This window comes from Klebsiella sp. K4 (assembly GCF_014596785.2).
In the GTDB taxonomy this organism is placed as follows: domain Bacteria; phylum Pseudomonadota; class Gammaproteobacteria; order Enterobacterales; family Enterobacteriaceae; genus Klebsiella; species Klebsiella pneumoniae.
On sequence record NZ_CP115021.1, the window covers coordinates 2,054,104 to 2,066,461 of the forward strand.

General features: G+C 60.8%; 11 protein-coding genes. 8 read left to right on the forward strand and 3 right to left on the reverse strand.

All coding sequences use genetic code 11. From position 1 onward, the window contains the following. The first annotated feature begins 20 nt into the window (after positions 1-20). A complete protein-coding gene (gene tdcD, locus IB144_RS10180) occupies positions 21-1,229 on the forward strand; it encodes a propionate kinase (RefSeq protein WP_029602072.1) in 1,209 nt (402 codons plus the stop codon). 28 nt (positions 1,230-1,257) lie between these two features. Continuing rightward, complete coding sequence (gene pflB, locus IB144_RS10185; RefSeq protein WP_004175487.1) at positions 1,258-3,552, forward strand: formate C-acetyltransferase; 2,295 nt, start codon at positions 1,258-1,260, stop codon at positions 3,550-3,552. 50 nt (positions 3,553-3,602) lie between these two features. Here pflB and IB144_RS10190 read toward each other — a convergent pair whose 3' ends face one another. Continuing rightward, the gene (locus IB144_RS10190; RefSeq protein WP_004225356.1) at positions 3,603-3,749 is read right to left on the reverse strand and encodes a hypothetical protein; all 147 of its coding nucleotides are present in this window, start codon (positions 3,747-3,749) and stop codon (positions 3,603-3,605) included. Between the two features lie 289 nt (positions 3,750-4,038). On the opposite strand from IB144_RS10190, the gene IB144_RS10195 reads away from it, so the two are divergent. The 5 genes from IB144_RS10195 to IB144_RS10215 all read left to right on the forward strand — a co-directional run bounded on the left by IB144_RS10195 (position 4,039) and on the right by IB144_RS10215 (position 9,005). Continuing rightward, positions 4,039-5,097, forward strand: a complete 1,059-nt coding sequence (locus IB144_RS10195) for a branched-chain amino acid ABC transporter substrate-binding protein (RefSeq protein ID WP_026008343.1) — start codon at positions 4,039-4,041, stop codon at positions 5,095-5,097. Between the two features lie 109 nt (positions 5,098-5,206). Next, positions 5,207-6,121: a branched-chain amino acid ABC transporter permease gene (locus IB144_RS10200; protein ID WP_004175489.1), complete on the forward strand. Its 915-nt coding sequence runs from the start codon at positions 5,207-5,209 to the stop codon at positions 6,119-6,121. A gap of 9 nt (positions 6,122-6,130) precedes the next feature. After that, positions 6,131-7,417, forward strand: a complete 1,287-nt coding sequence (livM, locus tag IB144_RS10205; protein ID WP_004148804.1) for a high-affinity branched-chain amino acid ABC transporter permease LivM — start codon at positions 6,131-6,133, stop codon at positions 7,415-7,417. Next, a complete protein-coding gene (locus IB144_RS10210) occupies positions 7,414-8,289 on the forward strand; it encodes an ATP-binding cassette domain-containing protein (RefSeq protein ID WP_004148803.1) in 876 nt (291 codons plus the stop codon). The genes livM and IB144_RS10210 overlap by 4 nt, the downstream gene beginning before the upstream one ends. Continuing rightward, positions 8,286-9,005: an ABC transporter ATP-binding protein gene (locus IB144_RS10215; protein ID WP_004175491.1), complete on the forward strand. Its 720-nt coding sequence runs from the start codon at positions 8,286-8,288 to the stop codon at positions 9,003-9,005. The genes IB144_RS10210 and IB144_RS10215 overlap by 4 nt, the downstream gene beginning before the upstream one ends. 5 nt (positions 9,006-9,010) lie before the next feature. Here the strand turns inward: IB144_RS10215 and IB144_RS10220 are convergent, their stop codons facing one another. After that, positions 9,011-9,904, reverse strand: a complete 894-nt coding sequence (locus tag IB144_RS10220) for a LysR substrate-binding domain-containing protein (RefSeq protein ID WP_002910720.1) — start codon at positions 9,902-9,904, stop codon at positions 9,011-9,013. A gap of 283 nt (positions 9,905-10,187) precedes the next feature. On the opposite strand from IB144_RS10220, the gene pckA reads away from it, so the two are divergent. Beyond that, entirely contained in the window at positions 10,188-11,831 is a 1,644-nt protein-coding gene (pckA, locus tag IB144_RS10225) for a phosphoenolpyruvate carboxykinase (ATP) (RefSeq protein WP_004180410.1), read from the forward strand. A gap of 49 nt (positions 11,832-11,880) precedes the next feature. On the opposite strand, the gene IB144_RS10230 is transcribed toward pckA, so the two are convergent. Next, the gene (locus IB144_RS10230; RefSeq protein ID WP_002910717.1) at positions 11,881-12,357 is read right to left on the reverse strand and encodes a GNAT family N-acetyltransferase; all 477 of its coding nucleotides are present in this window, start codon (positions 12,355-12,357) and stop codon (positions 11,881-11,883) included. Position 12,358: the final 1 nt, after the last annotated feature.

The following is a 12,358-nucleotide window of genomic DNA, read 5'->3' on the forward strand; positions in this document are numbered from 1 at the left end:
CAGGCCACGCGGAGTACAACATGACTGAATTTCCGGTAGTACTGGTGATTAACTGCGGCTCGTCGTCAATCAAATTTTCCGTCCTGGACGCCGCCAGCTGCGACTGCCTGCTCAACGGCGTGGCCGAGGGCATCAACGCGGAACGGGCGTCTCTCTCGCTCAACGGCGGCGAGCCGGTGGCGCTGGCGCAGCGCGGCTACGAAGGCGCCCTGCAGGCGATTGCCGGAGCATTAGCCCAACGCGACCTCATCGACAGCGTGGCCCTGATTGGCCACCGCGTCGCCCACGGCGGCGACCTGTTCACCGAGTCGGTCATTATTAGCGAGGAGGTTATCAATAACATTCGCCAGGTATCGTCCCTGGCCCCGCTGCATAACTACGCCAGTCTCAGCGGCATCGCCTCGGCGCAGCGGCTGTTCCCGGAGGTGATGCAGGTGGCGGTCTTTGATACCAGCTTTCACCAGACCCTGGCCCCGGAAGCTTTTCTCTATGGTCTGCCGTGGGAGTATTACCAGAATCTCGGGGTACGCCGCTACGGTTTCCACGGCACCTCGCACCGCTATGTGTCCCGGCGCGCCCTGGCGCTGCTCGGGTTGCCGGAGCAGGAGAGCGGCCTGGTGATCGCCCACCTGGGCAATGGCGCCTCGATCTGCGCGGTGCGTAACGGCCGCAGCGTGGACACCTCGATGGGGATGACGCCGCTGGAGGGGCTGATGATGGGCACCCGCAGCGGCGATGTCGACTTCGGCGCCATGGCGTGGATTGCCGGGGAAACCCGGCAGACCCTCAGCGACCTGGAGCGGGTAGCCAACACCGCCTCCGGCCTGCTGGGGATCTCCGGTCTTTCCTCCGACCTGCGGGTGCTGGAGCAGGCGTGGCATGAGGGCCATGCCCGCGCCCGCCTGGCGATTAAAACCTTTGTCCATCGTATCGCCCGCCATATTGCCGGCCACGCCGCGGCGCTGCAGCGTCTCGACGGCATTATTTTCACCGGCGGGATTGGCGAGAACTCGGTGCTGATCCGTCGGCTGGTGAGCGAGCGGCTGACGGTCTTTGGCCTTGCGATGGACGCCGCCCGCAATCAGCAGCCCAATTCGGCCGGCGAGCGCCTGATCTCCGCCGACGGCAGCCGGGTGCGCTGCGCGGTTATTCCTACCAATGAAGAGCGCATGATTGCCCTCGATGCGATCCGCTTAGGCCGGATCCACACCGCGGCGGCGCTGGCCTGACTTTTTATTCTGTAGAGAGACGATGTTCATGAAAGTAGATATCGATACCCAGGATGTACGATACGCTGACGCCTGGCTGGGCTTTCGCGGTACGGCGTGGCAAACGCAGATCGACGTTCGCGACTTTATTCAGCATAACTACACCCCTTACGAGGGCGATGAGTCTTTCCTCGCCGACGCGACGCCAGCGACCACCGCCCTCTGGGAGCAGGTGATGGCCGGGATCCGCGTCGAGAACGCCACCCATGCGCCGGTGGATTTCGACACCAATGTCGCCACCTCCATCACCGCCCACGCGGCGGGCTATATCAACCAGCCGCTGGAAAAGATCGTCGGCCTGCAAACGGACCAGCCGCTGAAGCGCGCCCTGCATCCTTTTGGCGGCATCAAGATGATCAAAAGCGCCTTCGAGGCCTATGGTCGCGAAATGGATCCTGACTTTGAGTATCAGTTTACGGCGCTGCGTAAGACCCATAATCAGGGCGTTTTTGACGTCTATTCCCCGGATATGCTGCGCTGCCGCAAATCCGGGGTGCTGACCGGGCTACCGGACGGCTATGGCCGCGGACGGATCATCGGCGATTACCGCCGCGTGGCGCTGTACGGCATTCGCTATCTGGTCCGCGAACGTGAGCTGCAGTTTGCCGACCTGCAGCCGGCCCTTGAGCGCGGCGAGGCGCTGGAGGCCACCCTGCGCCTGCGCGAAGAGCTGGCCGAACAGCGGCGCGCGCTGCTGCAGATGCAGGAGATGGCGGCCCGCTACGGCTGCGATATCGCCCACCCGGCGCGCACTGCCCGGGAGGCGGTGCAGTGGCTCTACTTCGCCTACCTGGCGGCGGTGAAGTCGCAGAACGGCGGCGCCATGTCGCTGGGGCGCACGGCCACCTTCCTCGACATCTATATCGAACGCGATCTGCGCGCCGGTTTATTGAATGAGGAGCAGGCCCAGGAGCTCATTGATCACTTCATCATGAAGATCCGCATGGTGCGTTTCCTGCGCACCCCGGAATTTGATTCGCTGTTCTCCGGGGATCCCATCTGGGCGACGGAGGTGCTGGGCGGCATGGGGCTGGATGGTCGCACCCTGGTCAGCAAAACCACCTTCCGCTATCTGCATACTCTGCACACCATGGGCCCGGCGCCGGAGCCGAACCTGACCGTGCTCTGGTCGCAAGCGCTGCCGGCGGCGTTTAAAAAATATGCCGCCCGGGTCTCTATCGCCACCTCGTCGCTGCAGTATGAGAACGACGATCTGATGCGCAGCGATTTTCACAGCGACGACTACGCCATCGCCTGCTGCGTCAGCCCGATGGTGATCGGCAAGCAGATGCAGTTCTTCGGCGCCCGCGCCAATCTCGCCAAAACGCTGCTCTACGCGATTAACGGCGGGGTGGATGAGAAACTGAAGATCCAGGTGGGGCCGAAAACCGACCCTCTGCGTGATGAGGTGCTGGACTACGACACCGTGATGGCCAGCCTCGACCACTTTATGGACTGGCTGGCGGTGCAGTACATCAGCGCGCTGAACATCATCCATTGCATGCATGATAAGTACAGCTACGAGGCGGCGCTGATGGCCCTGCACGACCGCGACGTCTACCGCACGATGGCCTGCGGCATCGCCGGCCTGTCGGTGGCAGCGGATTCGTTGTCGGCGATAAAGTACGCCCGGGTGAAGCCGGTGCGCGATCACCACGGGCTGGCGGTGGACTTTGTCATTGAAGGCGACTATCCGCAGTACGGCAACAACGACGATCGGGTTGATGCCATCGCCTGCGACCTGGTGGAGCGCTTTATGCGCAAAATTCAGGCGCTCCCCACATGGCGTCAGGCGGTGCCGACCCAGTCGATCCTGACCATCACCTCCAACGTGGTATACGGCCAGAAAACCGGCAACACCCCGGACGGACGTCGGGCGGGGACGCCGTTCGCTCCGGGGGCCAATCCGATGCATGGCCGCGACCGGAAAGGGGCGGTGGCGTCGCTGACCTCGGTGGCGAAACTGCCGTTTACCTACGCCAAAGATGGCATCTCGTATACCTTCTCCATCGTGCCGGCGGCGCTCGGCAAAGCCCCGTCAGCGCAGGAAAACAACCTGGTGGGCCTGCTGGACGGCTACTTCCACCACGAGGAGACGGTGGAGGGGGGACAGCATCTCAACGTCAATGTGCTGAACCGGGAAAAGCTGCTCGATGCGATAGAACACCCGGAGCAGTATCCGAATCTGACGATCCGCGTCTCCGGCTATGCGGTCCGCTTTAACGCGCTGACCCGCGAACAGCAGCAGGATGTGATCTCCCGAACGTTCACCAGCCAACTCTGAGCGGCCACCGGGTCACAGGAGAGCCTTTACGGGCTCTCCTGTTATCATCTTCACATTACCGCAACAAAATAATCACCACTGTTGATCATATTCGCATTTTTGCACCACGCCGGCGCGCAGCGACCGCTAACTGCATCTATGTTTAGCTCACGGGCCGGTACGGATACCGCGTTGTCCGGCTCGCCACGTGATGGCAACCGATCTCCTGACCTGAAAGGGAATGCGCCCTTGCCGGATGCGGCACGGGTTGCCGTCGCGTGCGTACCGACTGGGGCGACTGTTCTCCGGTGTTCCACTCCTTCCTGGCGGGATTTTTGCTTCTTCCACCCTGGCCGTCCTGGCGCTGCGCCAACGTCGGCACCACACGGTAAGTGATATTTTCTGCGTCATTCCATGACGCCAGGCTTTACATCGCTGAGGAATATCCGAATGTCTTTGAAACTGAAAACAATGACGCTTCATGTTGTGATAGCAGGTTGTATGAGCATGGCCTTTTACGCCCAGGCAGACGTGAAGATCGGCGTCGCCGGGCCCTTTACCGGCCCCAACGCCACCTACGGCGCCCAGTACTGGAAGGGAGCCTCGCAGGCGGTGGCCGATATCAATGCCGCCGGCGGCATCAAAGGCGAAAAGATTGTGCTGGTGCAGGGGGATGACGCGTGCGAACCGAAGCAGGCGGTGGCGGTGGCCAACCGGCTGGTGGATGAAGCGAAAGTCTCCGCCGTGGTGGGGCACTTTTGCTCTTCCTCAACGATGCCGGCCTCCGAGGTATATGACGAAGCCGGGATCCTGACCATTACCCCCGGCTCGACCAACCCGCAGATCACCGAGCGCGGCATGAAAGATCTCTTCCGCATGTGTGGTCGTGACGATCAGCAGGGGGCGATCGCCGCCAACTATATGCTGGACGTGCTGAAGGCGAAGAAAATCGCCGTCATCCACGATAAAGACACCTATGGTCAGGGGCTGGCCGATGCCACCCGCGCGGCGCTGGCGAAGCGGGGTACCAAAGAAGTGTTGTACGAAGGCCTTTCCCGCGGTGAAAAAGACTTTAACGCCCTGGTGACCAAGATCGGCGCCCTCAAGCCGGACGTGGTCTACTTTGGCGGCTGCCATCCGGAAGCGGGCCCGCTGGTGCGCCAGATGCGCGAGCAGGGGGTGCAGGCCAAATTCTTCTCCGGCGACTGTATCGTCACCGAGGAGCTGGTCACGGCCGCCGGCGGGCCGCAGTTCACCAACGGCGTGCTGATGACCTTTGGTCAGGATCCGCGCACCCTCCCGGACGGCAAAGCGGTGATCGAGAAGTTCCGCGCCAGCGGCTTTGAGCCGGAAGGTTATACCCTCTACGCCTACGCCTCCATTCAGGCTATCGCCGCGTCCTGGAACGCCGTCGGTACCGATAACGCCAAAGCCAGCGACTGGCTGAAGAGCCACGACGTCGAGACGGTGATGGGCAAGAAAGCCTGGGATGGCAAAGGCGACCTCAAGGTGTCCGACTACGTGGTCTATCAGTGGGACGACAAGGGCAAATATCACCAGCTCTGATCGGCCACGACCTGAGGACGCTCTGTCCTTTTGACTTGCGAATTGTCACATGACGGCGGTTGACCGGGAACGGAACCCGGCGGCCGTCTGCCTGGCGGCTGGAGGGGCTATGACGGCGTTTTTTCTGCAACAACTGATCAATGGGCTGACGCTGGGCGCGGTGTACGGCTTAATCGCCATCGGCTACACCATGGTGTATGGGATCATCGGCATGATCAACTTCGCCCACGGCGAGGTGTATATGGTCTCCGCCTACCTGTGCGCCATCGGCCTGGCGCTGCTCTCTTTCTTCGGGATCCACTCCTTTCCGCTGCTGATTTTCGCCACCCTGGTGTTCACCATCGTGGTCACCGGCGTATACGGCTGGGCGATCGAGCGCATCGCCTACCGGCCGCTGCGCAACTCGACGCGGCTGGCGCCGCTGATCTCGGCTATCGGGATGTCGCTGATCCTGCAGAACTATGTCCAGCTGAGCCAGGGGCCGAACCAGCAGGGGATCCCGACGCTGCTTAGCGGCGCGTTGCGCATGACGGTGGGCGATGGGGTAGTGCAGATCACCTGGACCAAGGTGTTTATTCTCGTCGCGGCGCTGGTGGGGATGCTTATCCTGACCTGGATTATTCAGTATACCCGGCTGGGGCGCATCTGCCGCGCCACCCAGCAGGACCGGCGCATGGCGGCGATCCTTGGCATCAATACCGACCGGGTGATCTCCCTGGTGTTTGTCATCGGCGCGGCGATGGCCGGTCTGGCCGGCGTGCTGGTGACCATGAACTACGGCACCTTCGACTTCTATATCGGATTTATTATCGGCATCAAAGCCTTCACCGCCGCGGTGCTGGGCGGGATCGGCTCGCTGCCTGGCGCGATGCTGGGTGGTCTGCTGCTTGGGGTGGCCGAAGCCCAGTTCGCCGGGCTGGTGAATTCGGATTACAAAGATGTCTTTTCCTTTGCGCTGCTGGTGGCGATCCTGATTTTTCGCCCGCAGGGGCTGCTGGGACGTCCGCTGGTGGCCAAGGTCTAAGGAGGCTTTATGGGTGAAATTACGCGCCAGCCTGCGCGGGCTATCCAAAACGCGCTGATCGACAGCGTACTGGCCGGCCTTTGCGCGTTAATTGTCTTTGGCCCGATCGTCGGCGTGGTGCTCAAAGGGTATGGTTTTACCCTCGCGCCTGCGCGGGTGGCGATTCTGGTGGCGGTGGTGATGGCCGGCAGGCTGGCGCTCAGTCTGCTGCTGCAGAGCCACAGGGGAAAAGCCTTTATTGCCCGCTTTGAGGGGGCGGATGACGGGGTGTACGTCCGGCCGCCGGGCTACCGCTCGCGGCTGCGCTGGATAATACCGCTGCTGGTGGGGCTGGCCATTGTCTTTCCGTTTCTCGCCACAAAATATCTGCTGACCGTGGCCATTCTTGGGCTGATCTACGTTCTGCTTGGCCTGGGGTTGAATATTGTGGTGGGCCTCGCGGGCCTGCTCGATCTGGGCTATGTGGCGTTTTACGCCATCGGCGCCTACGGCCTGGCGCTGGGCTACCAGTACCTGGGACTTGGCTTCTGGGCGATGCTGCCGCTGGGGGCGGTGATGGCGGCTCTCGCCGGGGCGTTGCTGGGTTTTCCGGTGCTGCGTATGCATGGCGACTATCTGGCCATCGTCACCCTCGGCTTTGGCGAAATTATCCGCCTGGTGCTCAACAACTGGGTGAGCTTCACCGGTGGCCCTAACGGCGTACCGGTGCCATCCCCCACGCTGTTTGGCCTCGAGTTTACCCGCCGGGCCAAGGATGGCGGCATCCCCATCCATGAGTTTTTCCACGTCAGCTACAACCCCAACCTGAAATTCATCTTTCTCTACGCCGTGCTGTGCCTGGTGGTGATGCTGGTGCTGCTGGTGAAGCATCGCCTGACGCGGATGCCCATCGGACGCGCCTGGGAGGCGCTGCGCGAGGATGAGATCGCCTGTCGGGCGATGGGGCTCAACCACGTGCTGGTGAAGCTCTCGGCGTTTATGCTCGGCGCGTCGACGGCCGGCATCGCCGGGGTGTTCTTCGCCAGCTATCAGGGGTTTGTTAACCCGACGTCGTTCACCTTTTTTGAGTCGGCGCTGATCCTGGCGATTGTGGTGCTCGGGGGAATGGGCTCCACCCTGGGAGTGGTACTGGCGGCGTTTGTTCTGACGGTCACCCCGGAGCTGCTGCGCGGTTTTGACGAATATCGGGTGCTGCTGTTCGGCGTGCTGATGGTGATGATGATGATCTGGCGGCCGCGCGGCCTGGTGCGCACCAGCCGCAGCGGGGTTGCGTTGCGAAAAGGAGTCGCGCCATGACCGACAGCATCTTACGCGTTGAGCATCTGATGATGCATTTCGGCGGCATCAAAGCGCTGAATGATGTCAATCTGGAGGTGGAGCGGGGGTCGATCACCGCCCTGATCGGCCCCAACGGCGCGGGCAAGACCACGGTGTTTAATTGCCTGACCGGTTTTTATCGGGCGACGGGGGGCAGTATCGTGCTGCGGGCGCGGGAAAAGGTCACCGATGTTATTCAGGTGCTGGGGCAGAAGCTTCACCCGGACGATTTTCTCCACCCGGCGCAGCTGGGGAGGCGGATCTATTACAAGATGTTCGGTGGCACCCATCTGGTGAACCGCGCTGGCCTGGCGCGCACCTTCCAGAATATACGTTTATTCCGCGAGATGTCGGTGATCGAGAACCTGCTGGTGGCCCAGCATACCCAGGTCAACCGCCATCTGCTGGCCGGGATCCTCAATACCCGTGGGTATCGGCAGGCGGAGAGTCAGGCGCTGGATCGCGCTTTTTACTGGCTGGAGGTGGTGGAGATGGTGGACTGCGCCAACCGTCTGGCGGGGACCCTCTCCTACGGACAGCAGCGGCGGCTGGAGATCGCCCGCGCCATGTGCACCCGTCCGGAGATGATCTGTCTGGACGAGCCGGCCGCCGGCCTCAACCCGGTGGAAACCCAGGCGCTGAGCCGGATTATTCGCTTTCTGCGCCAGCAGCACGGCATCACGGTGCTACTGATCGAGCATGATATGGGGATGGTGATGGAGATTTCGGATCATATCATCGTCCTCGATCACGGGGACGTCATCGCCCGCGGCGCGCCGCAGGCGATCCAGGCCAACGCCAGCGTGATTGCCGCCTATCTAGGCGCTGAGGAAGAGGAGACGCGCCGATGAGCCAGCCTTTGCTTGCCTTTAATGAGGTGGATGTCTTCTACGGGCCGATCCAGGCCCTGAAGCAGGTCTCCCTCACCGTCAACGAGGGGGAGACGGTGGCGCTGATCGGCGCCAACGGCGCCGGTAAATCAACGCTGCTGATGTCGGTCTTCGGCCAGCCGCGCATTGCCGGCGGGGAGATTTTCTATCGCGGGGAGGCGATCAGCCGGAAATCGACCCACTTTATCGCCAGCAACGGCATCGCCCAGGCCCCGGAAGGGCGGCGCATCTTTCCCGATATGACCGTCGAGGAGAATCTGCTGATGGGGACCATTGCCATTGGCAACCGCTATCAGGCCGAGGACAAGGCGCGAATGTACCAGCTGTTCCCCCGGCTGGAAGAGCGGCGGGGACAGCGGGCGATGACCCTCTCCGGCGGCGAGCAGCAGATGCTGGCCATCGCCCGGGCGCTGATGAGCCGACCGCGCCTGCTGCTGCTGGATGAGCCGAGCCTGGGGCTGGCGCCGCTGGTGGTGAAGCAGATTTTTCAGATCCTGCGCGAGCTGACGGCTCAGGGGATGACGTTGTTTCTGGTGGAGCAGAATGCCCGCCATGCCCTCAATCTGTCGGACCGCGCCTACGTGATGGTGAACGGCCAGATCCGCCTGAGCGGTAGCGGCCAGACGCTGCTCAACGACCCGGAGGTGCGTAAGGCATATCTGGGGATCAGCGGCTGAGGGGGTTATTCCCGCGGTTCGTTACGGGTTTTAATGTGCTGCCAGAAACGTTCGGCGGCCTGGTTAAGCCGCGAGCCGGAGCGGTAGAGCCAGGCGCCGATCGGCAGCGACAGGCTCTCATCGAGGATCGTCAGCCGGCCTTCGTCCAGCTCGCGCTGAATGGAGTACTGCGGCAGCCAGCCCACGCCGTCGCCATTGAGGATCATGCGCTTGAGCAGCTCGCTCATGGAAGAGACAAAGGTGAGAGAGAAGGTGATCTCCGGCGTGCGGTCGATCACCTGGTTCACCTGGCGCCCCATATAGCTGTCGTTGGCGTATTTCATCAGCGGCAGCACGCCGCGATGTAAATGAAACAGCGGGCGGCCATGTTCGTCGCAGGGGGAGACCAGGTGCAGGTAAGAATCAAAAATTTTATGATTAATAAACGGATAGTTCATTAATTCTTCATTATAGAAGGAGAGGATAAAATCGCTTTTTCCCTCTTTCAGGTTAAATACGGCGTCGTTGACGTTAATCGATTCAACATGAAAAGTCTTATTTTTACGGTCGGTGTAACCGGCGATGATCTCCGGCAGTAATAACACCGACAGCGAAGGGGCGGCGTCGATTCTTATTTTTTGCGTAGTGTTATTTAAACCCTTAATACGGCTGATCTGAAAATCCATGTCATCGAGCATATTTCGCGCATAGCCGACAAAAATTTTCCCGCGGTTGGTCAATTGCAGGGGGTTGGCGCTACGATCGAAGATGCTGAATCCGAGGGAGGCCTCCAGCGACTGGATGCGTCGGCTGAACGAAGACTGAGAGATGTTGCGGGCTTTGGCCGCCAGGGTAAAGCTGCGCGACTCCTCAAGGGCAATCACATCATACAGCCATTTTACTTCCAGATTTGCCAACACCGATCCAGTCCTCAAAAACGCAATAAAGGCTATGCAATTTTAGCATAGCGCATAGAAACTATGCAATTAACATAATTATCGACAGGTGTTAACATTTTTTGGAAAGTTGAGATTTATGAATGCATATCGGCGACCCTACATGAGCACGATATGAAATCGCGACTCACGGTTATTTATTGCTTTATTTCATTGTCCAGGACTTATCTTATTAAATAGCCGGCGACGATGACGAAAGCAATGAATAACCCAGGCCTCTTACCTTAAATAGTTTGTCAGGAGTTCCATGTCACAACAAATTGAATCAGTAAAAATGGCTCTGCAGGAGCTGGGGATTAATGCAAGCGGCGAATTCTATTACAACCCTGATTACGATTTGCTTATTGCACATGAAACCTCTCCTGAGCTGACCGGCGCGGCCCGCGGCGTGATGACCGACTCTGGCGCTGTGGCTGTTGATACCGGGATCTTCACCGGCCGTTCGCCGCGCGATAAATACATCGTCCGCGACGAACAGACTCGCGACACCGTCTGGTGGGCAGACTCCGGCCTCGGCCGCAACGACAACAAACCGTTATCGCCAGACGTGTGGCGCAGCCTGAAAAGCCTGGTCGCGGGCCAGCTGAGCGGCAAAAAACTGTACGTCATCGACGCCTGGTGCGGCGCCAGCCCGGACACCCGTCTTGGCGTACGCTTCGTCACCGAGGTGGCGTGGCAGGCCCACTTTGTCAAAAACATGTTCATCGTGCCAAGCGCCGACGAGCTGGCCAGCTTTACGCCAGACTTCGTGGTGCTCAACGGCGCGGGCTGCACCAATGCCAACTGGCAGGCGCAGGGGATGAACTCCGAGAACTTTGTCGCCTTTAATCTGAGCGAGCGTATTCAGCTCATCGGCGGTACCTGGTACGGCGGCGAAATGAAGAAAGGGCTGTTCTCGGTCATGAACTACCTGCTGCCGCAGAAAGGCATCGCGTCGATGCACTGCTCGGCCAACCGTGGCGAAGCAGGGGACGTGGCGCTGTTCTTCGGCCTCTCCGGGACCGGGAAAACCACCCTGTCGACCGATCCGCATCGTCAGCTGATCGGCGATGATGAGCACGGCTGGGACGATGACGGCGTGTTTAACTTCGAAGGCGGCTGCTACGCTAAGACCATCAATCTCGATCCGCAGGCGGAGCCGGAGATTTATGGCGCCATCCGCCGCAATGCGCTGCTGGAAAACGTGGTGGTGCGCGCTGACGGCAGCGTGGATTATGCCGACGGCAGCAAAACCGAAAACACCCGCGTCTCCTATCCGCTGTCGCATATCGACAATATCGTCAAGCCGGTGTCCCGCGCGGGCCATCCGTCGAAGGTGATTTTCCTTGCCGCCGATGCGTTTGGCGTCCTGCCGCCGGTCTCCCGTCTGACCACCGAGCAGATGCAGTACCATTTCCTGTCGGGTTTCACTTCGAAGCTGGCGGGCACCGAGCGCGGCATTACCCAGCCGACGCCGACCTTCTCCGCCTGCTATGGCGCGGCGTTCCTGCTGCTTCACCCGACCCAGTACGCCAGCGTCCTGGCGGCGAAGATGGCGGAATCCGGTGCCGAAGCCTGGCTGGTCAACACCGGCTGGAACGGCGAAGGCAAACGCCTGTCGCTGCGCGATACCCGCAGCATCATTAGCGCGATCCTCAACGGCACTACCGGCCCGCTGCGCGAGGAGACCATCCCGGTGTTCGGTCTTGCGATCCCGCAGAGCATTCCAGGGGTAGACAGCGCGGTGCTGGATCCGCGTAATGGCTGGAGTTCAGCGGATAAATGGCAGGAGAAGGCCGAGAGCCTGGCTCAGCTGTTTATGGATAACTTCAAGCAGTACAGCGATACCGAAGCGGGCGCGCGTCTGGCGCTGGCCGGTCCGCAGCTGCAGAAGAGCGCGGTCGAAGCCTGATCCGCGGCCAGCAGGTCGACGCCTGGCGCCGACCTGCTGGCGAGCCGCTTTACTCCGCAAAGGCCCGCAGCGCATCTCCCGTGAGGCGATAACGCACCCACTCATCCTGCGGCTGCGCGCCAATGCTCAGATAGAAATCAATCGCCGGCTGGTTCCAGTCGAGCACGCTCCACTCCAGACGCCCGCACTGACGTTGTACAGCATATTGCGCGATGGTTTTCAGCAGCGCTTTTCCGGCGCCGATCCCGCGATAGTCGGGGGTGACGTACAGATCCTCCATATAGATACCATTGCGTCCAAGCCAGGTGGAGTAGCTGGTGAAGAACACCGCGTAGCCCACCGCTTTGCCCGCCACCTCGCAGATCAGCGCTTCGGTTTTGCTGCCGCTGGCAAACAGTGTCTCTCTGATCTCCTCTGGCGTCGTCACTACCTCTTCGGGGGCTTTCTCGTAAACCGCGAGTTCATAAATCATGTCGTAGATAGCGGTGGCGTCGTCCGGGGTGGCCTGGCGGATTGTGATGCTCATG

Excerpts from the sequence above, each read along its gene's own strand:
- tdcD (WP_029602072.1), top strand. The coding sequence starts at position 21 with ATGACTGAATTTCCGGTAGTACTGGTGATTAACTGCGGCTCGTCGTCA.
- pflB (WP_004175487.1), top strand. The coding sequence starts at position 1,258 with ATGAAAGTAGATATCGATACCCAGGATGTACGATACGCTGACGCCTGG.
- IB144_RS10195 (WP_026008343.1), top strand. The coding sequence starts at position 4,039 with ATGGCCTTTTACGCCCAGGCAGACGTGAAGATCGGCGTCGCCGGGCCC.
- IB144_RS10200 (WP_004175489.1), top strand. The coding sequence starts at position 5,207 with ATGACGGCGTTTTTTCTGCAACAACTGATCAATGGGCTGACGCTGGGC.
- livM (WP_004148804.1), top strand. The coding sequence starts at position 6,131 with ATGGGTGAAATTACGCGCCAGCCTGCGCGGGCTATCCAAAACGCGCTG.
- IB144_RS10210 (WP_004148803.1), top strand. The coding sequence starts at position 7,414 with ATGACCGACAGCATCTTACGCGTTGAGCATCTGATGATGCATTTCGGC.
- IB144_RS10215 (WP_004175491.1), top strand. The coding sequence starts at position 8,286 with ATGAGCCAGCCTTTGCTTGCCTTTAATGAGGTGGATGTCTTCTACGGG.
- pckA (WP_004180410.1), top strand. The coding sequence starts at position 10,188 with ATGTCACAACAAATTGAATCAGTAAAAATGGCTCTGCAGGAGCTGGGG.
- IB144_RS10230 (WP_002910717.1), bottom strand. The coding sequence starts at position 12,357 with ATGAGCATCACAATCCGCCAGGCCACCCCGGACGACGCCACCGCTATC.